The organism is Parasphingomonas zepuensis (genome assembly GCF_036663735.1).
In the GTDB taxonomy this organism is placed as follows: domain Bacteria; phylum Pseudomonadota; class Alphaproteobacteria; order Sphingomonadales; family Sphingomonadaceae; genus Sphingomonas.
Genome location: NZ_JAXOJO010000004.1, coordinates 271,309 through 293,228, shown reverse-complemented (window position 1 = coordinate 293,228; position 21,920 = coordinate 271,309). Strand labels below are relative to the sequence as shown.

General features: G+C 65.9%; 18 protein-coding genes. 17 read left to right on the top strand and 1 reads right to left on the bottom strand.

Annotation, left to right across the window (positions count from 1 at the left end; all coding sequences use genetic code 11):
- Positions 1 to 11 precede the first annotated feature (11 nt).
- From U1769_RS16540 to U1769_RS16460, 17 genes are all read left to right on the top strand, one after another.
- Positions 12 to 986, top strand: a complete 975-nt coding sequence (locus U1769_RS16540) for a TauD/TfdA dioxygenase family protein (protein ID WP_332718153.1) — start codon at positions 12 to 14, stop codon at positions 984 to 986.
- Entirely contained in the window at positions 986 to 2,095 is a 1,110-nt protein-coding gene (locus tag U1769_RS16535) for an ABC transporter substrate-binding protein (RefSeq protein ID WP_332718151.1), read from the top strand. Before U1769_RS16540 ends, U1769_RS16535 begins: the two co-directional genes overlap by 1 nt.
- A gap of 8 nt (positions 2,096 to 2,103) precedes the next feature.
- Positions 2,104 to 2,982, top strand: a complete 879-nt coding sequence (locus tag U1769_RS16530; RefSeq protein WP_332718149.1) for an ABC transporter permease — start codon at positions 2,104 to 2,106, stop codon at positions 2,980 to 2,982.
- On the top strand, positions 2,979 to 3,725 hold the full coding sequence (locus U1769_RS16525; RefSeq protein ID WP_332718147.1) for an ABC transporter ATP-binding protein: 747 nt from the start codon (positions 2,979 to 2,981) through the stop codon (positions 3,723 to 3,725). Before U1769_RS16530 ends, U1769_RS16525 begins: the two co-directional genes overlap by 4 nt.
- Positions 3,722 to 5,095 (top strand): LLM class flavin-dependent oxidoreductase, encoded by a 1,374-nt coding sequence (locus tag U1769_RS16520; protein ID WP_332718146.1) that lies wholly within the window; start codon positions 3,722 to 3,724, stop codon positions 5,093 to 5,095. The genes U1769_RS16525 and U1769_RS16520 overlap by 4 nt, the downstream gene beginning before the upstream one ends.
- Positions 5,092 to 5,955, top strand: a complete 864-nt coding sequence (locus U1769_RS16515; RefSeq protein WP_332718144.1) for an NADPH-dependent oxidoreductase — start codon at positions 5,092 to 5,094, stop codon at positions 5,953 to 5,955. Before U1769_RS16520 ends, U1769_RS16515 begins: the two co-directional genes overlap by 4 nt.
- 21 nt (positions 5,956 to 5,976) lie before the next feature.
- Positions 5,977 to 7,155, top strand: a complete 1,179-nt coding sequence (locus U1769_RS16510) for a dipeptidase (protein ID WP_332718740.1) — start codon at positions 5,977 to 5,979, stop codon at positions 7,153 to 7,155.
- Between the two features lie 85 nt (positions 7,156 to 7,240).
- Positions 7,241 to 8,191, top strand: a complete 951-nt coding sequence (locus U1769_RS16505) for a DUF808 domain-containing protein (RefSeq protein ID WP_332718142.1) — start codon at positions 7,241 to 7,243, stop codon at positions 8,189 to 8,191.
- Positions 8,192 to 8,682: 491 nt separating this feature from the next.
- Positions 8,683 to 10,308, top strand: coding sequence for a M20/M25/M40 family metallo-hydrolase (locus U1769_RS16500; RefSeq protein WP_332718140.1), 1,626 nt, complete (start codon positions 8,683 to 8,685; stop codon positions 10,306 to 10,308).
- Between the two features lie 23 nt (positions 10,309 to 10,331).
- Positions 10,332 to 12,005, top strand: a complete 1,674-nt coding sequence (locus U1769_RS16495) for a M20/M25/M40 family metallo-hydrolase (RefSeq protein WP_332718138.1) — start codon at positions 10,332 to 10,334, stop codon at positions 12,003 to 12,005.
- Positions 12,006 to 12,043: 38 nt separating this feature from the next.
- Complete coding sequence (locus tag U1769_RS16490) at positions 12,044 to 12,787, top strand: ABC transporter ATP-binding protein (RefSeq protein WP_332718136.1); 744 nt, start codon at positions 12,044 to 12,046, stop codon at positions 12,785 to 12,787.
- A gap of 9 nt (positions 12,788 to 12,796) precedes the next feature.
- Positions 12,797 to 14,416 (top strand): ABC transporter permease, encoded by a 1,620-nt coding sequence (locus U1769_RS16485; RefSeq protein WP_332718134.1) that lies wholly within the window; start codon positions 12,797 to 12,799, stop codon positions 14,414 to 14,416.
- A 7-nt stretch (positions 14,417 to 14,423) separates the two neighbouring features.
- The gene (locus U1769_RS16480) at positions 14,424 to 14,849 is read left to right on the top strand and encodes a hypothetical protein (protein WP_332718132.1); all 426 of its coding nucleotides are present in this window, start codon (positions 14,424 to 14,426) and stop codon (positions 14,847 to 14,849) included.
- Complete coding sequence (locus U1769_RS16475; RefSeq protein ID WP_332718130.1) at positions 14,839 to 16,287, top strand: ABC transporter permease; 1,449 nt, start codon at positions 14,839 to 14,841, stop codon at positions 16,285 to 16,287. The genes U1769_RS16480 and U1769_RS16475 overlap by 11 nt, the downstream gene beginning before the upstream one ends.
- Positions 16,288 to 16,336: 49 nt before the next feature.
- Entirely contained in the window at positions 16,337 to 17,671 is a 1,335-nt protein-coding gene (locus U1769_RS16470) for an ABC transporter permease (protein WP_332718128.1), read from the top strand.
- Positions 17,672 to 17,680: 9 nt separating this feature from the next.
- The gene (locus tag U1769_RS16465) at positions 17,681 to 19,081 is read left to right on the top strand and encodes a hypothetical protein (protein WP_332718126.1); all 1,401 of its coding nucleotides are present in this window, start codon (positions 17,681 to 17,683) and stop codon (positions 19,079 to 19,081) included.
- Entirely contained in the window at positions 19,078 to 19,515 is a 438-nt protein-coding gene (locus U1769_RS16460) for a DUF305 domain-containing protein (protein WP_332718124.1), read from the top strand. Before U1769_RS16465 ends, U1769_RS16460 begins: the two co-directional genes overlap by 4 nt.
- Before the next feature lie 68 nt (positions 19,516 to 19,583).
- Here the strand turns inward: U1769_RS16460 and U1769_RS16455 are convergent, their stop codons facing one another.
- On the bottom strand, positions 19,584 to 21,710 hold the full coding sequence (locus tag U1769_RS16455) for a metallophosphoesterase (RefSeq protein ID WP_332718122.1): 2,127 nt from the start codon (positions 21,708 to 21,710) through the stop codon (positions 19,584 to 19,586).
- Between the last annotated feature and the right edge of the window lie 210 nt (positions 21,711 to 21,920).

Genomic DNA, 21,920 nt, shown 5'->3' with positions numbered 1-21,920 from the left:
AAGGATTTTCCATGAGCAATGTAGCCGCGCTTCGCCCCGATCCCGCCGACCGGTTCACCTATAGCCGCATCACCGTCGAACCAGTCACCCCGGTGATCGGCGCCGAAATCTCCGGCGTCGACCTGCGCCAGCCGATCGACGCCGAGACCGCCGCCGACATCCAGAAGGCGCTGCACGACTGGCGTGTCGTCTTCTTCCGCGACCAGGACATCAGCAACGACGAGCTCAAGGCGTTCGGCCGCGCCTTCGGCCCGCTCACGCCGGCGCATCCGATCGCCGAGGGTCTCGATGACCATCCCGAGATCTGGGAGCGCAGCGTCGAGGAATATCGCGCGCGCCGCAGCCGGAACGAAGCCGCCCCGCCCGGCCGGGAGCCGCTGCGCGACTATAAGGGGTGGCATATCGACATCACCTTCGTCGCCAATCCCAATCGCTATTCGATCCTGCACGGCACGGTCATTCCGCCCTATGGTGGCGACACGCTCTTCGCCAATCTGGTCGCTGCCTATCAGGGACTGTCGGCGCCGATCCGCCAGTTGCTCGACGGGTTGCAGGCAGTGCATCGCACCAGCGCCTATGACAGTGCCGGCAGCAAACCGCGCCGCGACGGGCGCTCGACCGGCCCCTTCGTCTCGCTGCATCCGCTGGTGCGGGTCCATCCCGAGACGGGCGAGAAGCTGCTGTTCCTCAATCCCGGCACGATCAGCCATATCGTCGGCCTGAAGGAACCCGAGAGCAAAGCGCTGCTCGATCTGCTCTTCTACGAGGTCACCCGGCCGGAATATCAGGTGCGCTTCCACTGGCGGCCCAAATCGCTGGTGGTGTGGGACAACCAGGCCGTCGCCCATGCCGGGCCGATCGACTATGCGCTGTTCGACCTGCCCCGCGCCGTGCGGCGCATCACCGTCGCCGGCGATCTGACGCGCGGTCCCGACGGCTTCGTCTCGCAGCCGCTGGAAGGCGAGCTGTTCAACGTGCTCGGCTGATGCCGCGCGCCGCCAGGACCAGGCCCTGGGGCTTTATCGGGCTCGCCGCGTTCGTCGTGGTCTCGATCGCCCTGCTGTTCGCCTTCGCGCCCAATCGCCGGGCAGCGGCAGCGGACGGCGGCCTCGCCCTGTCGGCACCGCTGCCCGATACGGTTCCCGAGGGGACCGTGCTGGTGGTCGGCGATCCGGTGACTCAATGGGTCGTCGAGAATCAGGGCTGGGACAAGCAGCTGCCCTTCACGATCAAATGGGCCCAGATCACTGGCGGGCCGGACGTGACCGAGGCGTTTCATGCCAAGGCGCTCGATGTCGGGCTCGGGGCGAACGTCCCGCCGATCCACGCCGTGTGGGTCGGCCTGCCGGTCAAGATCATCGCCTTTCGCCAGCGCGAGGATCCGCTGCGCCATCCCGCCCTCGTGCTGGCGATCGCGCCCAAGGCCGGCATCAGGACAATCGCCGACCTGCGCGGGAAGCGCATCGCCTTCAGCCCGAGCCAGGTCCAGGGGCAGATCGTGCTGCAGACACTGAAGGCGGCCGGCCTGTCGATCAGCGACGTGAAGCTGGTCGAGCTGCCGTCGAGCATCGGTGGCGACGTCTATACCAGCGCGCTCGCCAGCAACATCGTCGACGTCGCCCCGGTCGGCAGCGGCATCGTCGCCGAGCGCTATGTCCGCAAGTTCGGCCATGACGGCGCCACCCTGCTCAACCATCCGCCGTTCCGCGACGACGCCACGCTCGCCTATGTGCCGGTCGAGGTGCTGCAGGACCCGGCCAAGGCCGCCGCGCTGAAGCACTATGTCCGGCTATGGGCCCGCGCCCAGGCATGGCAGACGGCCAATCCCGAGATTCTCGCGCGCGGCTATTATGTCGAGCATCAGGGTCTGTCGCTGGCGGATGCGCGGCTCATCATCGCCGCCGCCGGCCAGACCGATGTGCCGGGCCGGTGGGATGAGGCGGTTGCCTATCAGCAGGGCGCGATCGACCTGATGGCTCCCGAGATGAAGAAGCCGCGCTTCGACGCGGCCGACCTGTTCGACCGCCGGTTCGAGGCGATCGCCGCCCAGGCCTTTGCCGCGGCCACGACCAGCGCCCCCGCAGTGAGCCGATAGGAGGTGTGATGAACGCCCTGTTTCCCCAATTGGTAGAGGCCGGCTTCCTGACCGGCGCAAACGGCCATCTGGTCGACCGGGTCGATCCCGCGCCCACGCCGCAGCGGCGCAGCCGGCGTCTGGGACTTGAGGCCCCGCTCACCTGGGGCTGGGTGATCGGGCCCGTCCTCCTGCTGATCTACTGGTCGGTGCTGTCCCTGACCGGCTTCCTCGACAACCGCATCCTGCCGGCGCCCTGGACGGCGCTGACCACTGGCATCGATCTGGTGCGCGACGGCCGGCTTCAGCAAAATCTCGCGGTCTCAGCCTGGCGGGCGGCGCAAGGTCTCAGCTTCGGCGTGCTGGCCGGGGTCTCGCTGGCGCTGCTCTCCGGGCTCAGCCTGCTTGGCGGCTATGTCATCGACGGCCTGGTCCAGCTCAAACGCGGCATTCCGGTGCTGGCGCTTATCCCGTTCATGATCCTCTGGTTCGGGGTCGGCGAGGCGATGAAGGTGACGGTGATCGCGGTCACGGTGTTTGCTCCCATCTACATCCACACGCACAGCGCCCTGCGGGCGATCGATCTCAAGCAGGTCGAACTGGCCGAGACGCTGGGGCTTGGCCGCTGGGCCTTCATCCGCCACGTCGTGCTGCCCGGCGCCCTGCCCGGCCTGCTGCTTGGCCTGCGCTTCGGCGTCACCGCCGCCTGGCTGGCGCTGGTGGTGGTGGAGCAACTCAACGCGACGAGCGGGATCGGCTACATGATCACGCTCGCCCGCAACTACGCGCAGACGGACGTGATGCTGGTCGGGCTGGTGATCTACGCCGTGCTCGGCCTCGTATCTGACGCCGTCGTGCGGCTGATCCAGAGCCGGGCGCTGGTCTGGCGCCGGACGCTGGCGGCATGAGCGCGGTCGTCCATGTCCGCGGTCTGGTACGCCGCTTCACTCGCAAGGGTGTGCTTGACGGCGTCGATCTCGACATCGCCTCGGGCGAGTTCGTCGCGCTGCTCGGCCGTAGCGGTTCGGGCAAGAGCACCCTGCTGCGCGCGCTCGCCGACCTCGACCATGAAGCAGAGGGGTCAGGCACGCTGATCGTGCCGGAGCGCCTGTCAGTGGTCTTCCAGGATGCGCGGCTTCTGCCGTGGAAGCGCGTGCTCGATAATGTCGTGCTCGGCCTGGACGGCCCGGACGCGCGCCGGCGCGGGCTGGAAGCGCTGGCCGAGGTCGAGCTGGCGGGCCGCGAGCAGAGCTGGCCCTTCGAGCTTTCCGGCGGGGAGCAGCAGCGTGTCGCACTGGCGCGATCGCTGGTCCGCCGGCCTGCCCTGCTGCTCGCCGACGAACCATTCGGCGCGCTCGACGCGCTGACCCGGATCCGCATGCACGTGCTGCTACGCCGGCTCTCTGCGGCGCACAATCCGGCGGTATTGCTCGTCACCCACGATGTCGACGAAGCGATCGAGTTGGCGGACCGTGTCGTGGTGCTCGAACAGGGCCGCATCGTCGCCGATATCGCGGTCGCGCTGCCGCCCGATGGCATCGCCCGACGCGAGCGCGCAGCCGCGCTCCAGCACGACCTGCTCGCGCTGCTGGGGGTCGAGGCCGATCTCGGCGCCTCCCGCTACGCCCAGACCGAAAGGATTCCCGCATGAGCGAGACCGACCGCAAACTGCGCCTCGGCGCATTCCTTCAGGCAACGGGCCACCACGTCGCGGCGTGGCTGCATCCCGGCGCCCAGGCCGATGCCGGCCATAACCTGCAACATTACCAGCACGTCGTCCGCACCGCCGAACGTGGTAAGTTCGATCTGGTATTCGTCGCCGACAGCCCCGGCGGCTATGCCGATTTCACTGACGAGGCAACGTTCCGTCAGAACGCCAAGGCAGCGCATTTCGAGCCGGTCACGCTCTGGGCAGCCTTGTCGCAGGTCACCGAGCGGATTGGCTTCGTAGCGACCTCGACTACGACTTATGAGGATCCCTATACCACCGCGCGCAAGTTCGCCTCGCTCGACTGGATTTCGGGTGGCCGCGCGGGCTGGAACGTCGTCACCACGGGCGCCGACGTCTCTGCCAATTTCAGCCGGACCGAGCATCTCGAACATTCCCGCCGCTACGAGCGGGCCGAGGAATATATCGATGTCGTGAAGGGGCTGTGGGACAGCTACGAAGACGACGCCTTCGTCCGCGACCGTGCCGCCGGCGTGTATCTCGACACCGACAAATTCCACCTGCTGGCGCATGAGGGCCCGCATTTCCAGGTGCGCGGCCCGCTCAACATCGCGCGGCCGCCCCAGGGCTATCCGGTCATCGTCCAGGCCGGCGCGTCGGAGCCCGGCCGGGAACTCGCCGCGCGCACGGCCGAGGTGATCTTCACCGCCAATCTCGTGATCGAGGACGCTCAGGAATTCTATGCCGATGTGAAGCGACGGCTCGCCAAGTACGGCCGCCGGCGCGAAGATCTGCTGGTAATGCCCGGCATCTTCCCGGTGCTCGGCGGGACCGAAGCCGAGGCGCAGGCGCGCTACGAGGAACTACAGGCGCTGGTCCATCCCGCCATCGCCTGGGGCATCCTCAAGCGGCATTATCAGGGCATGGACCTGTCGGGCTATTCGCTCGACGATATCGCGCCGCCGCTGCCAAGCGATACCAATGGCAGCAAGAGCCGGCTGAAGCTCGTCTCCGACCTGGTCGAGCGCGAGCGGCCCACCCTGCGCCAGCTCTACCGTCAGGTTTCCACCGCGCGCGGACATCTGACCACGGTCGGCACGCCCGAGCAGATCGCCGACCTGATCCAGCGCTGGTTCGAACAAGGCGCGGCAGACGGATTCAACATCATGCCCCCGGTCCTGCCGACCGGGCTGGACGACTTTGTCGATCAGGTCGTGCCGCTGCTGCAGCGCCGCGGCCTGTTCCGCGAAGACTATGAAGGCCGGACATTGCGGGAGAATTTGGGGCTCAGGCGGCCCGACAATAGCCTTGTCCACCGCGACGCAGCGCTCGCCGTAGCGGAATTGTCGTGACGGTGGCCGGGGAGCGCGCGATCGACCCGACCGACTGGGGCGCCTCGCTTCAGGGACTGGCGTGGGCGCGTTATCGTGCGCCGGACGGTCCCGACCTGACCGAAGCGAACGAGACGCTCGCGCTGCTGCTCAACCATCGCTCGGTGCGCGCCTATCTGCCAGATGCCTTGCCGGCCGGGACGATCGAGACGCTCGTCGCCGCGGCGCAATCCGCATCGTCATCCTCCAACCTGCAGGTCTGGAGCGTGGTCGCCGTGCAGGACCCGGAGCGCAAGGCGCGGCTCGCGGCGCTGGCCGGAGCGCAAAGGCATATCGTCGAGGCACCGCTCCTGCTGGTGTGGCTGATCGATTTCGATCGGCTGTCGCAGCTCGCGAATGACCGCGGCGTGCCGGACGAAGCGCTTGATTATCTGGAGACCTTCCTGCTCGGTGCCGTTGATACCTCGCTCGCCGCGCAGAACGCGGTGACTGCGCTCGAATCGCTTGGCCTCGGCGCGGTCTATGTCGGCGGCATTCGCAACCGGCCCGCCGAGGTAGCCGCCGAGCTCGATCTGCCGCCGCGGATGTTTCCGCTGTTCGGGCTGGTCGTCGGCAAGCCTGATCCGGCGCGCCCGGCCTCGATCAAGCCGCGCCTGCCCCAGGCATCGATCCTGTTCCACGAGACCTATGCCTGGACCAGCGCGCAGCGCGAGGCAGCGCGACGTTACGACGAGCGGCTGCGCAGTTTCCAGCGCGAGCAGGGCATGACCGAGCGCGACTGGACCGAACAGGCCGGCGACCGCACCCGCGGACCGGACTCGATGGCCGGCCGGCACATCCTGCGCTCGGTATTGTCCGGGCTTGGGTTCGAACTGCGCTGAAAGGAATTTGCCGTGCGACCCATGATCTTCGTCCTAAGCCTGATGCTGAGCGCTACGCCGCTCGCCGCGCAGACAATCACCTTCGATCCCCATCTCGATCTGCCGGCGACGGCCACGGTGCCGGGCTGGACGGGTCTCGCCGACCCGGCCTCCCAGTTTGACCTCGAGCGCGCGCGGGCGGGCGGGCTGACGACGGCCGCGATCGCGCTGTTCGTGCCGCAGGGCCAGCGCGATGCGGCATCGCTTGCCGCCGCGCAGCGTGAGCTCACGACGCGCGATCTGGCGATTCATGCCATTGCGGATCGGAATCCTGATCGGGCTGCCTTCGCCCGATCGCCCGCCGATGTCCGCCGGATCGTCGCAAGCGGACGGTTCGCGGTCGTCGAGAGCCTGCTCAACGCGTGGCCGCTCGGCACTGATCTGGCCGCGTTCGACCAGTGGCAGGCGCGCGGCGTCAGCATCGTCGGGTTCGTCCATGCCGGGCACAACCAGTTCGCCGATTCGTCCCGGCCGTCGCTCCAACGCGGCGATCGCCCTGCCGAGAGTGGGGGTCTCTCACCGCTCGGCCGGCAGGCAGTCAAGCGCCTGAACGATCTCGGCGTGCTGATCGACGTCTCGCAACTGTCGGACGCGGCATTCGATCAGGTGCTGGCGCTGAGCCGCGCGCCGGTAGTCGCCAGCCATTCCGACCTCCGCACGCTCGTCGACAGCCCGCGCAACCTGACCGACGCGCAACTCGACCAGCTCAAGGCGCGCGGCGGCGTGATCGGGATCAACGCGTTCAGCGCCTATCTGCGCGCCCGCAGCCCGAAGACGCTGCAGGCCGTGGCCGAACTCCAGGCGGCGTTCGGCCTGTCACCGTCTGGCGGCACGGTGCTCTCGCCGGAGCGCCAGGTAGAGTATGACCGGCGTTACCACGACATCGTGGGCACCGAGCCGAAAGCGGGCCTGTCCGATCTGGCCGATGCGGTGGATTATGCAGTGAGGCGGATCGGGATCGATCATGTCGCGCTGTCCTCCGATTTCAACCATGGCGGCGGGGTCACCGGCTGGTCCGATGTCGGGGAGACGGCCAATCTGACCGCCGAACTGAAGCGCCGCGGCTACACGCCCGAGCAGATCGACAAGCTGTGGGGCGGCAATGTGCTGCGCGTGTGGCAGGCGGCGATCGACGCCCGGGATCTCGCCTATCGGCGCTGAACCGGTTAACCCTGCGCGGTAAGTCTGGCGCTCAGCCGAAAATTCGATACCAGCGGTCGCCTGAAAGCGACAAGGAAGTGATCGAATGCCCGGAGGCCTGGTAGCGCTACTCGACGATATCGCGATGATCGCGAAGCTGGCCGCGGCATCGGTCGACGATGTCGCCGCCGCGGCGGGCCGGGCTGGCGTGAAGGCTGCCGGGGTGGTGATCGACGATACCGCGGTCACACCGCGCTACGTGACTGGCCTGACGCCTGATCGCGAATTGCCGATCATCGCGAAGATCGCGGTCGGATCGCTGCGCAACAAGCTGCTGTTCCTGCTGCCGGCCGCGCTGTTGCTGAGCAGCTTCGCGCCCTGGGCGATTACCCCTTTGCTGATGATCGGCGGCGCCTATCTGTGCTTCGAGGCGACCGAGAAGATCTTCGAGGCGATCACCGGCACCTCCCATGCCGATGAAGTGACCGAGATCACCGATCCGCAGGAACTGGAGCGGCGCCAGGTCGGCGGCGCGATCCGTACCGATTTCATTCTGTCGGCGGAGATCATGGTCATCGCGCTCTCCGACATCCCCGAAAGCTCGGTGGTGATGCAGGGCGTGGTGCTGGCGGCAGTGGGGATCGCAATCACCGTCGGCGTGTACGGCGTGGTCGGGCTGATCGTTAAGATGGACGATATAGGCCTGCATCTCGCGCAGCGCGGGAATGCGAGCGTTCGCGCGATCGGGCGCGGGCTGGTCAAGGCGATGCCGCTGCTGCTCGAGGGGCTGTCGACGCTTGGCGTCGCCGCCATGGCCTGGGTCGGCGGGGGGTTTATCGTACACGGGATGGAGGAATTCGGGCTGGGGGTCATCTCCCATGGCCTGCACGACGCTGCGGCGGCGGTGGGCCATGCGTCGCCGGTGGCGCAGGGGCTGGTAGAATGGCTGGTCGGTGCGCTCGGCTCGGCGGTGGTCGGGATGATCGTTGGCGGAGTGATCGTCGCGGTGCTGCACCTGATCCCGCGCAAGCACGCACCCGCCGCCAAACCGGCCTGAACCTGGCGTCCGCTCGGGGCGAATCTGCCGATCCTTTCCGGCCTGACCGGATTCGCGAGACGCACGGCACAGGCGTGCCGATGCAATTCCGCGTGCGCGAAATCCGGTGCGAAACGCGGTTTCTCTGGTGGATTCCATGAGGCTCCAGCGATTTTACTTCGCATTTTGATGAGAAGCGACGCTGGTTTGTATGTATTATCGCCAGGCACGAAGCTTTCTGTGACCGGTAGGGGCTGCCGGCATGGATCAGCAAAATAGAGAATAAAAACGGCCATCAAGGCCGGCGGGGAGGATGATTGAGGGCATGACGCTCCACAGGGGGAGTAGCTATGCCGCGCATTTGTTCTCGTGTTCTTATCTCTCCGAATAATTTCCCACAGGGATCAGTCGCTGGACTGGCGTCGTAGCGCCGGACCGCCTTCCTTGCCGTGCATATTCGCGCCGATCGTCACCGCACAACTGTACGAACTACAAAAAGGGGGTCAGACCGCATGATATCCAATAAGTCTCTCGGATTGCCGATCCTGATGGGCCTGATTGCCCTGACCAGCGCTTGCGGCAAACAGGATGCCGCGGGCAATGGCTCGACCCAGGCCGCCGTTTCGGCCCCCAAGCTGGGCATTCGTCCCTATGGCGACGAGACGATCAAGCTGGACAAGAGCCAGGTCCACAACCCCGAACTCACCAAGATCTACGATTATATCGACAAGAATATCGATCAGCATGTGGTGAACCTGCAGAAATGGATTCAGCAGCCGTCGATCTCGAATACCGGCGAAGGCATCCAGGAATCGGCCGAGATGGTGAAGGGCTTCTTCGACCAGCTCGGCTGCCAGAAGACCCAGGTCTATGATGTCGGAAAGACCAAATGGGGCCAGCAGGGCAACCCGGTCGTCTACGCGAACTGCAATGAAGGCGCGAAGAAGACGCTCGTCATCTACTGGATGTACGACACCATGCCGGTCACGCAGCCGGACCTGTGGAAGGCGCCGCCGTTCGAAGGCCGTCTCGTCGAACAGGCGCCCTACAAGAAAGTGCTGATCGGCCGCGGCGCGACCAATTCCAAGGGTCCGCAGATGGTGATGCTCAACGCGCTGATGTCGATGAAGGCCGTCACGGGCAAATTGCCGGTGAACCTGATCGTCGTCGCCGAGGGTGACGAAGAGCGCATGTCGATGGGCTATAACAAGTTCGTCACCACCCACCCCGAACTCTTCAAGGGCGCCGACGCGATGTGGGGCGGCGGCGGCTCGGAAGGCTGCGTGTTCGTCGAGCTGACGACGAGCGGCGCGAAATGGGGTCGAGGGCCGACCTATTCGGACATCCATGGCGGCAACAAGCGGTCGGTGGACTCCCCTGCCTGGCGCCATATCCAGATGCTGTCGAAGCTGGTCTCGCCGGACGGCAACACGGTGCTGATCCCCGGCTTCTACGACAATATCGTTCCGCTGACGCCGACCGAGGAAGCGCAGCTGCGCGCTCAGGCCAAGACCTACGACCTCAAAAAGGCAGCGGAGAATCTGGGCGTCGCGCGGTTCATCTCGGACGATCCGTACCAGCATCTGAAAATGGCCCGGATGGGCACGTCGATGAATACCGACGGCATCTGGGGCGGCAACATGTTCCCGGGCGGATCGGGTGCGATCCTGCCGAACAAGATCACCTCGAAGCATAATTTCCGCTACGTCCCCAACATGTCGGGGCCGGACATCGTGGCCAAGCTGCGGAAATATCTCGACAAGCTCGGCTATCAGGATGTCGAGATCAACGTCGTCGGCGATGTTCCCTGGGCCCGGCGCACCAACAATAACGAGCTCGGGCGCTCCAATGCCCATACGGCCGACATGTTCAGCATCTCGCGCCAGCCGATCAGCGAGGATCCGAGCATCATGCTGGGCGGCTACTGGCCAGCCTATCTGTTCTCGGGAATCGAAACCAAGATCGACATTCCGATCAGCGGCGTGCGCGCCGGCGCGGGCGGCAATGCCCATGCCGCGAACGAGTTCTTCGTGATCGAGGGTGCCGGCAAAACCTACGGCATGGCCGGCGCCGAGAAAGTCTTCGCGACCGCACTCTACAATTACGCCGGCTTCAATGGCCCGATCAACGTGAAATAGGGAGCGACCGACCAGTGAAGGCCATGAAGAAAACGTTGAGCATAACGGTCGCGACCGCCCTCGCCCTGTCCCTCGCCGCCTGTGGCAAGAACGAAGCCGGCAACACCACCGAAAGCAAGGGGGCGCCCACGGGCGCCCCCAAGCTGGGCATTCGTCCTTATGGCGACGAGACGATCAAGCTGGACAAGAGCAAGGTTCACAATCCCGAACTCACCAAGATCTACGATTATATCGACAAGAATATCGACCAGCACGTCGTGAACCTGCAGAAATGGATTCAGCAGCCGTCGATCTCCAACACCGGTGAAGGCATCCAGGAATCGGCCGAGATGGTGAAGGGCTTCTTCGACCAGCTCGGTTGCCAGAAGACCCAGGTCTATGACGTCGGCAAGACCAAATGGGGCCAGCAGGGCAATCCGGTCGTCTATGCCAACTGCAACGAAGGCGCGAAAAAGACGCTCGTCATCTACTGGATGTACGACACCATGCCGGTCACGCAGCCGGACCTGTGGAAGGCGCCGCCGTTCGAGGCGCGCCTCGTCGAGCAGGCGCCGTACAAGAAAGTGCTGATCGGCCGCGGCGCGGTGAATTCCAAGGGCCCGCAAATGGCCATGCTCAACGCCCTGATGTCGATGAAGGCGGTCACGGGCAAGCTGCCGGTGAACCTGATCTTCGTTGCGGAAGGCGACGAAGAGCGCATGTCGATGGGCTATAACAAGTTCGTCACCACGCACCCGGAACTCATCAAGGGCGCGGACGCGATGTACACGTTCGGCTTCCAGTCGCCCGCCGGCACGGCCGGACCCTTATCGGGTTCGGAAGGCTGCGTGTTCATCGAGCTGACGACGAGCGGCGCGAAATGGGGCCGCGGGCCCACCTATTCCGACATCCATGGCGGCAACAAGCGGTCGGTGGATTCGCCCGCCTGGCGCCACATCCAGATGCTGTCGAAGCTGGTTTCTCCCGACGGCAACAAGGTGCTGATCCCGGGCTTCTACGACAATATGGAGCCGCTTTCGGCCGAGAATGAAGCGAAGCTGCGCGCCGGCGCGAAATCGATGGACGTGAAGAAGGCGGCCGAGGGCCTCGGCGTCGCGCGCTTCATCTCCGACGATGCGTATGAGGTGCTGCGCATGTCGCGCTACGGCACCGCGATGAACATGGACGGCATCTGGGGCGGCAACATGTTCCCGGGCGGATCGGGCGCGATCCTGCCGAACAAGATCACCTCGAAGCATAATTTCCGATACATCCCGAACATGACGGGGCCGGACATCGTGGCCAAGCTCCGCAAATATCTCGACCAGCTCGGTTACGAGGACGTCGAGATCAATGTCGTGGGCGACGTGCCCTGGGCCAAGCGCAACACCGACAACGAGATCGGCCGGGCCGTCTATGCCGCGTTCGATCAGTTCAACATCGGGCATGGCCCGATCTCGGCGGTCAACAGCATCATGGGCGGTTATTGGCCGGCCTATCTGTTCGCCGGTAACGGCGCGCCCTTCGACATTCCCGTCGTCGGCGGGATGCTCGGCTATGGCGGCAACAGCCATGCGGCCAACGAATATTATGTGATCGAGGGCGCCGGCAAGACCTACGGCATGGCCGGCGCAGAGAAGTCGGTCGTCGCCGTCCTCTACAATTATGCGGGGCTGAATGGTCCCGTCACCGTCTCAGCACCGGGCAAGAGCAACTAACGCGGCCCTTTCGTCTCTCTTTTCAGGCAGGTTCCACGATGTCGATCATCTCGCTGCAAGGCCTAAAGAAGACCTATAAACTGGGCGACAATGTCGTCGAGGCGCTTGCGGGCGTCTCGCTCGAGATCGAACAGGGCGAGTTCGTCGCGATCACCGGGCCGTCGGGTTCGGGCAAGTCGACGATGATGCATATCCTGGGCTGCCTGGATCGCCCCACCGAAGGCAAATATCTGCTGAACGACAAGGACGTCTCCGTCCTGTCGCGCGACGAGCTGGCCGATATCCGCAACCGGCAGATCGGCTTCGTCTTCCAGGGCTTCAACCTCCTCCCGCGCACCACCGCGGTGGAGAATGTGGAAGTGCCGCTGCTCTACACCCGGCCGGTGATGCCGGCGGCCGAGCGGCGCGAACGCGCGATGAAGGCACTCGCAGCGATGGGCCTGGAAAATCGCTTCGACCATCACCCGAACCAGCTTTCGGGCGGGCAGCAGCAGCGCGTCGCGATTGCCCGCGCGCTGGTCAACGAACCCACCCTGATCCTGGCCGATGAGCCGACCGGCAATCTCGATTCGGCGACGAGCGTGGAAGTGATGCGCATCCTGCAGGAGCTGCGCGAGCGCCGGAACATCACGATCGTGCTGATCACGCATGAACAGGAGATCGCGGCCTACGGCACGCGCATCATCGCGATGCGCGACGGCAGGATCCTGAGCGACGCCCCCACTACGCCGCGCGGCGCCGATGACGCCGAACCTGTCCCCGCCATGGCGGCCGCGGGCTGAGCCGAAACCATGTTCAGCCGCCATTTCCTGTTGCTGGCGTTCCAGGCGCTGGTCCGCAATAGACTGCAGACTGGCCTCGCCATGCTCGGCGTGATGGTCGGCGTCGGGGCGCTGGTGACCAGCTTCGCCCTGGGCCGCGGCGCGCAGCAATCAGTGGAGGATCAGCTGCGTGCGGCCGGCGCCAACCTGATCGTGGTGACCGCCGGCAATTATGCGAAGGGCCGGGAACAGAATTCCGACCCGGACGGCAACACCGGCCATACCTGGAACGATCCCGGCCGGCTGCTGCCCCGGATCCCTGGCGGCGGTGCCGTGCAACCCATGCCGGTGGCCTGGGAGACCGAGCCCTATGGCCTCGATTCGGGGGTGATGCGTCCAGCGGCGTATCAGCGTGCCGCACAGACGTTTTACCCGACACCATATGGTGAAGCGCCGGGCACTCCGCGCCTGCTGCCAGCGCATTTCGAGGATGATCCGCTCGCGGTCCACGATCACCCGACCGCCAAGGATCGCCTCGGCGATATCTCGGCCGGGCTTGGTTCGGCAGCCACGCTGACCATCCCCGATGCCAAGGCGATCGCGCAGATGGCGGGCGTCCAGCATGTCGTGTCGGGCGTGCACGAGAATGCGCACATCTTTGCAGACGACAAGGCCAAGACTCAGTGGTTCACGCGGTTGCATGGCACCGAATGGGCGCTGCCGGAAATCCGCAGCGGCTGGACGATGACTCATGGCCGCTTTCTCGACAAGGCCGATGCGGACAAGACGGCACAGGTGATGGTCCTCGGCCGCATCGCCGCCGACAAGCTGTTCGGCCCCGGCGCCAACCCGGTCGGCCGTACGGCGACCTTGTGGAACCAGCCGTTCAAGGTCATCGGCGTGGTCGGCAGCCGCAGCTGGGCCAGCCAGCCCGAGGCGGGCGACGACCAGTTCGATGCGGTCTATGTCCCGGTAACCACGATCAACCGCCTGCTCAACCTCAGCAAGCTGAACACGATCGCGATCACTGCCAAATCCGCCGGCGACGTGAGCGCGCTTTCGAAGCGGATCAAGCTGCTGCTGCGCCAACGGCACAAGATCGCCGAAGAGACGCCCGACGACTTCACCGTCACCACCATTGCACAACAGGCGATCGGCAAGGGCATTCCGCCGCAGCTGGCGCGCGTGATCAGCGGCAATCTGGAGAGCGTAGACAAGCTCACGATCGAGCAGCTCTCGACCTCGCTGCGCCGGACCAACGTCATCATGCTGGCGCTGCTCGCCAGCGTGGCGGCGGTTTCACTGCTGGTCGGCGGCATCGGCGTGATGAATCTGCTGCTGCTGTCGGTCACGCAGCGGACCCGCGAGGTGGGCCTGCGCATTGCGCTTGGCGCGCGGCGGAGCGACATCGCCGTCCAGTTCGTGCTCGAGGCGCTGCTGCTCTGCGTCATCGGCGGCGTGCTGGGTATCCTGGGCGGGATGCTTGCATCGGGCGGCCTGCAGCAATTCTTCCAATGGTCGGCCGTCGTCTCGCCCCTGTCGGCCCTGCTCGCGCTGATCGTCGCCGCGCTGCTCGGCGTTGCCTTCAGCATCTATCCGGCGCGGCGCGCCGCCCTGCTTGATCCCATCGAGGCCCTTCGTCATGAATAGATCGCACATGCTTCTCGCCGCCGTTGCGCTCGCGCTGGGTGGCCCCGCCCTGGCCCATAACGGCGTGATCCATGAGGCGCCGCACGGCGGCATCATGAAGGCGGTCAAGAATGCCGATATAGAGATCGTGCTGGTGCCCGCCGGCGGCGTGCGCATCTATCTCGTCGATCCGGCTGGCCGGCCGCTGCCCGCCTCCGCCGCCAGCGAGCTGAGCGTCGAGATCGACCGGCCCGGCAAGAAGACCGAATATGTCACGATGCGCCCCGATCCGACGGGCACGCTCTGGGCGGGCAAGAGCCAGCCGATAAGCGATCCGAAAAGCGTCGTCCGCGTCGGCACCGTGGTGCGCGGCGTATCCGCCCTGATCGAAGTGCCCCGTTCCCAGTTCCCGAAATACGGAAAGCCGGCCGCGAAGGGCAAACATGCTCACTAATTTCCGCATGGCGTTGAAGGCGCTGACCCAGAACAAGCTGCAGGCGATACTGACTTTGCTTGGCATGAGCGTCGGCGTGGCGATGGTGGTGATCGTCTCCGGCCTTGGCCGCGGCGCACAACTCCGCATCGAATCGCAGATCGAAAGCGCCGGGCCGACCCGCATCACGATCCGCTCCGGCAATTTCGTGCCGTCAGGCATCGATTCGAGCGGCGAGCAGGACAGCGGCGGCGGCGAGCCTTCCGAAGGAGCTGTATCGACCGCGAGCAGCGACGGCGCGCCGATGCCCGAGATATCCCAGGATGAAGCCGCGACCGACGCACGGCGCCGCATCCGCGCCGTCCGGAAGACGCAGTACAAGTCTCCCCCCACGCCGCTCGCTGCGCCCGAGATTGCGCTCGCCAGTGCCGCCGCGAACGTCAAATCGGTCGCGGGCGAGCTGCAGGGCAATGTCAGCCTCGATGCCGGCGCAACCGCGGCGACCGCCATCCTGCGCCTGTCGGGTTTCGATCCTGCCTGGCCCGACATGACCGGATGGAAGCTGATCGAGGGTCGCCTGCCCGGCCAGGCCGAGCATCGCGACGGCGCGCCGGTGATGCTCGTGACGCCCGCAGTCGCCCGCCGGCTATGGCCCGACGCTCCCTCGCCGATCGGCAAGACCCTGCCGCTCGGCGGCAAGCCGGTTCAGGTCGTGGGCGTGATCGACGCAGCCGAGGACGGCGCCGGCGGCGTGGTCGTGCCGCTCGTCTATGTACCGAACAAATTCGCCCAGCGCCTGCTCGGGCGCGACAGCTATGACAGCATCACGCTGCGCACCACGTCGATCGCCGTGACGAGTTCGGTCGCCAAGGATGTGAAGGCGGCCCTGCGCAAGCTCCATCATCTGCCCGAGGATATGGCCGACGATTTCCGCGTCGAGACGCAAAGCAATGCGGCGTTGCCGACGATGGGCTCCGATCCTCGCCTGGCGCGCGCCGTCCACGCCAATTCGCGCGGTTTCGAAGAAGCGTCCTGGGTCGAAATGGCGAAGAGCCTGCGCCAGGCCGGCCGCACCTTCACCTATCTCCTGGCTGGCGCAGCCGCGGTGTCCCTGCTGGTGGGTGGCATCGGGGTGATGAACATCATGCTCGTATCGGTGGCCGCCCGCACCCGCGAGATTGGCCTGCGGATGGCGTTGGGTGCACGCACCCAGGACGTGATGTTGCAGTTCCTGGTCGAAGCCGTGACGCTGGCCGCGCTGGGTGGCCTGATCGGTCTCGCGCTCGGCGGCGTCGGACTGTTCGTCACTGAATATGGCCTCCACTGGGCGACCGCCATCTCGCCGATCATGCTGGTCGTCGCGGTGGCGATGGCGCTGGTCACCGGCATCGCGTTCGGCTTCGGGCCCGCGCGCCGCGCCGCGCATCTCGACCCGGTCATCGCGCTCCGATCCGAATGATCGGCCACCTCTCCCTCCCAAGCGGCCCCTGCCCTGATTGGAGCTTCCCATGTTCGCGCTGATGCCGGTCAACATTCGCCTGGCCCTCCGCTCCCTGAGCCGCAACCGGATGCGGACCCTGCTCACCATGCTCGGCATGATCATCGGCGTGGCCGCTGTCCTGACGATGGTGGCGCTCGGCACCGGAGCGCGGGCTTCGGTCGAGGGTGAGGTCGGCTCGGCCGGCACCAAGCTCGTCTTCGTCCATGCGGGCAACTACACGCGCGGCGGCGAAAGCGTCGGTATCACGGCCGGCACCGGCGCGGCCAACACGCTCACGATCGCCGACATGACCGCTATCAAGAACGAGGTCGTCGGCATCAAGCAAATCAGTCCCGCGCTCACGACGCGTACGAGCATTTCGGTCGGTGCGTCCAAGGCCTTCGCCAGGATCGAGGGAGTCGCTCCCTCGTTCGCGCAGACCTATTCGTGGGACGTCCGGCCCGGCAAGGTCTTCACCGATGGCGCCAGCGAAGCAGTGATCGGCCGCGCGCTGGCCGACCAGTTGTTCGGCCCCGGTGCCAACCCGACCGGCAAGACCATGCTGGTGCGCGACGCGAGCTATCAGATCGTCGGCGTGACCTCCGGCGATTCCGAGGATCACAAGGACTCGGTCTTCATCCCCTACCAGAAGCTCCAGGCAGCGCTGGGCAAGACCAGCATCGACGAGATCGTGATCGCGGCGGAGAAGGCAGGCGAGGCATCGCGCATCGCCGAGGACGTCAAGCAGCTGCTGCGCAAGCGCCACGGGATGAGCGGCGGACAGGCCAAGACCTATCTCAGCGCCCAGGCTGGCAGCGGCGGGACGCCGGACGATTTCATCGTCGAGACCCAGGCGGCGCAGGCATTGACCAAGGGGCTCTACACCCCCGCCGCCGCCTTCGCGCTCGCCAACCTGCCGAAACTCGACGAGGTCAATCTCGAGGAGATGGCGGATACGCTTGATCATGCCAGCGATACGATGACGGCATTGCTCGCCAGCATCGCCGGCGTCTCCCTGATCGTCGGCGGCATCGGCATCATGAACATCATGCTCGTCTCGGTGACCGAGCGAACGCGCGAGATCGGTTTGCGCATCGCGACCGGCGCGCGCTCGGGCGACGTGGCGATGCAGTTCCTGATCGAGGCAGTGACGCTCAGCGTCCTCGGCGGCGTCATCGGCCTGTTCCTTGGGCTCGCCTCCTCCTGGGTCATCGGCCAGTCGCTGGGCTGGCCAGTCGCAGTCTCGGCCGCGTCGATGGCAATGGCGATGGGCATCTCCGCCGCGGTAGGCCTGATATTCGGCATCTATCCGGCGCGCCGCGCTTCCCTGCTCGATCCCATCGACGCGCTCCGCACGGAATAACGAGCGGCCATGGCAAGGACAGCCCTGCAGCTGCCACGCCGGCGACGAGCATGGTTGTCGATCGTCTTCGCGGCCGCGCTGCTGGCGGCGGTCACGCTGTGGTGGGCTTATCGCGATCACGCCGGCGCGGCGGCTGTCGGTGCACCGATCGACGGACAGGCGCAGCAGTTCGTCACCCTGGGGCTGACGCTCGGCCGCCTCTTCCCCGCGGAGGTGGACAGCTATTTCGGCCCCGCCGCCCTCGCGCCGTCAGCGAACCAGCCCCTGCCCTCGCTCGATCGCCTGCGCAGCGACCTCGCGCAGCTCGATCTGGCGCTGCGCGACCAGACGGCAACGGACAATACCCGGCAAGGGCGCTTGGCGGAGCGGACGAAAAGGTTGCTCGCACTGGTCGATATCATGCGCCTGCCCAGCCCCTTGCCCTTCGACGAGGAAGCGCAGCGGCTCTACGGTCTGGCGCCGGTGCGATCCGACGACCGTCCCTATCGCGAGACGCGCGCGGCGCTGGATCGCCTGCTTCCCGGCGGCGGTTCAGTGACACAACGGGTCGAGGCATTCCGCCGGCAGTTCATCATCCCGGAAGATCGTCGCCGGGCCGTGTTCACGCGCGCGCTCGCCGAATGCCGCAAGCGGACGCTGCAGCATTGGCCCCTGCCGAGCAGCGAGCGGCTCGATGTGGAATGGACCAGCGATGTCGGCGCGGCATGGCACCGCTATCACGGCAATTTCCGTAGCAGTCTGCAGGTCAATCCACAGGCGGTCGCCTTTATTGGTTCGGCGACCGACGTGGCCTGTCATGAGGCCTATCCCGGCCATCACACCCAGTTCGTCCTGGCGGAGGCCGCGGCTGGCGCAGGCCATCGGCCAGTCGAGGACAATATCGTCCTGCTGCGCTCACCGGGCTCCGTGATCCGCGAAGGCGCCGCCGATTTCGGGGTTTCGCTCGTCTTTCCGCCGGATGACCGCCTGGCTTTCGAGCGGGACGTTCTGTTCCCAATGGCCGGCTTTCCGCCCGCCACGGCCGCCCGCTTCGAACGCGTCAGGCAGTTGCTCGATGCGCTGGCACCCGCGGCCCTGCCGATCCTGCGCGCGTATCGCGACCGCCGGATCAGCGCCGAAGCTGCCGCAGCCGCGCTCGACCAGGAGGCCCTGATCGCCAGCCCCGAGGCGCTGCTTGGCTTCGTCGACACGCTCGGCGCCTATGCCATCGGCTATACCGGCGTACGCGAGCAGGTGCGCGGCATCGTCGATGCCGGCCAGCCCCCGGGCGACGCAGTCCGCTGGGCGAGGCTGTGGTGCGTGCTGCGCCTGGCCGATGCGATGCCACTCGGCCGGGTGGCGGCGGCGGTCGATTCAGGATTCGGGGCCACCCGCCCCTGCGAACAAAGCCTCAAGGAGATCACGCAATGATCCAACGTCACCGGATTCGACCGTCGTTCATCCTCCTGCCGCTGCTCCTCGCACTGCTGGCCTTCGGACTGATCGCCTTTCTTCAGCCCGCGCCGGCCCAGGCGCCGGTGGCGCCAGCCGCTCACGACGGCGCTGCGACGGCATTCCAGCGCGAGAATGATGTCGCGATGGATCGCATGATGGCCGACATGCACGTGCCGGCGACCGGCGACGTCGATCGGGACTTCACGCGGATGATGATCCCCCACCATCAGGGCGCGATCGACATGGCACAGGCATTGTTGCGCCATGGCAGCAACCCGGAACTCAAGGCGCTGGCGCGTGCCATCATCGCCAAGCAGGAAGAAGAGATCGCGACGATGCGCCGGATCGGGGGCGAACCGGCGCCGGGCGCGTCGCCGGCCCCTCCTCATCATCATCACATTCAAAAATAGGGCGCGGCATCGCCACGAGTCCCCGACCTGACGAAAACGGGAGCGGGCCGGTGGCCCGCTCCCGATCGTCACACGCCAGCGCGCGCCGTCAGCCACTGCGTCGGCGGCAGCGGCTTGGGCACGATGCGGATCTCGCCGATCGAACCCAGGAAGCCGCCGCTGGGCGCGCCGCCGTCCCATGAACCGGCGCCCACCACCCAGCGCATGCCGAGCGATGCCAGCCCCAGCGTGTCCACCGGGTTGCGCAGCGCCGGTGCGCCCTCGATGTACATCGTCGTGACCTTGGTCGCCGGATCGTTGACCAGCGCGACGTGCAGCCACCGGTCGACCAGGATCTCGCCCGACCAGGCGGTACGCGCGCGCAACTGGCCGGTCGTGGCAGTCTGAGTCGTCGGCTCCCACTGCACTTCCCGCAGGTTGGAGATGGCGAACTGCAGCGGCGGCGATTCAGGCAGGCCGCCGCCCCAGCCCGGCAGATTGCCGCGCCGGCCCTGCCGGGTCATGATGTTCATCCAGGCATTGGTCGCCGCGGTCCATTCCGGCGCGATCTTGATGAACGCCTCGACCGTATAGCCTTGGTCGAACGTGTCGTCGTTCAGCTGCGCCGCCAGATCCGTCCACAGATAGCTGAGCCGCGGCCCGGCCGAATTGCGGAACACGATCGAGCCCGGTGCCGCGGACAGATTGTGGTGGTCGGCGCTCCACGTCAGGTCGGTTTCCTGTGCGGTGTTGTTCGCCGGGTTGTTGAGCGGCGCGCGCACCAGCGGATTGTTGCCACCCGAGACGTCGGCGATCGCCTGGCCGACCGGCACGCTGGCGCCCGCCGTTCCGCCGTAGAAGCGCCAATGCGCCACCGTGCCGGCGATCTTCGGATAATCCTCTGCATTGGCGGCAGGCTTCGCCTGAGATGGCGGGATCGGCGTGAACCCGTCCATGATGAGCGCGGTGGCTGCTGCCTTCAGCGATGTATTGCTCGCCTTGGCCGCGGCGAATGCCGGCGCGAAACGCTTGAAGCGCTGCGCGAAATTCATGTCGATCGTGAACTGGTGGTTCGCCTCGGTCAGCATCGCCTGATCGAACGCGTTCAGCGTCTCCTTGGGCTTCTGCGGCACCCACGGCGAAAACGACAAGGCGTGGATCTTGTTGTTGCTCAGATCGAATTCGTAGAACCGCATCAGGCCGTTGCCGCCCTGATAGGCCATCTGGTAATCGACCACCATCTCGACCACGTCGTTGCCGAAATCATTCTTCTTCACCAGCGTCGCCGAACCATGGAAATGGCCATTGACGGTCATGAATATCTGGTCGTTGGTACGGATCAGCTGCTCCCACATCATCTTGCCGTAATCGACCTCGAGCGGGCTGATCCCGTCATTGGCGATGGAGATCAGTTCGTGGTTGACGAGGATGCACGGCAGCGTCGGGTTGGCGTTGAGCACGTTCTGCGCCCAGATGATGCCGGCCTGCGACACGCGCCACGACAAAGCGAGGACCAGGAACTTCTGACCCTCGGCCTCGAAGATGTGATATTCGTGGAAGGCGCTGCGATCACGCCCGCCGAATGTCTTCTGGCGGCGCGCGCGCTCGGCCGGAAACCATTTCAGATAGGGCTCGTTGGCCAGATCGCGATCGGCGTCGGTGCCGACATCCGGCCGCGCCGGATCATAGCCGCTATCGGACCGGACGTCGTGATTGCCCGCCAGCACCGAATAGGGAAGATTGGCGGCTTCCAGCACCTTCATTGCGGTGTCGGCCACCTTCCACTGATCCTCGATACCGACCTGGTCGACGATATCGCCGACATGGATGACGAAGGGAATCTTGAGCGCGGCGGCATTTTTCGCCAGCCACTGAGTCTGCGCCAGATAGGGTTCGCTGCCGTACAGGCGCTTGAACTGGTTGCCCGTGCCTTCAGTCGCATAGCGCGAATAGAATTGCGTATCGGGCAACACGGCCAGGCCGAAGCTGGAAACCTGTGCGGCGCCGGTCGGCGTGGGGGTTGGCGTCGGGCTGGGCGGCGGCTGGTCGACGGCGTCGTCGTCGCAGGCGGCGAGCATGCCGGCGACGCTCAGCACGGACAGCATCGAACCCCATTTCATGATGTTGCGGCGGCTGTGCTGCGCCGCCGCAAACTGATCGAATGGCGATGCCATCGGATCGAGCTGGTTCTGGATATCTTCTGGCTTGTCACTCATGGTTGCGACCCTCTTTTGGTGAGGCCGCGCCCTAGCCGGGGCCTGTGACAATCAGGCTGAACCACTATGACAATTTGACGTTTACTCCTGAAAAGGGACGAATTTTCAGGTTGAGCCCGACGCAGGGGAATGGCCGGCTAGCCGGTCCGGCTGGTAGCGCGCAGAGTTTCACCAACCGCACTATCGGTGCCCGAACCGGGCGCTGCTTTT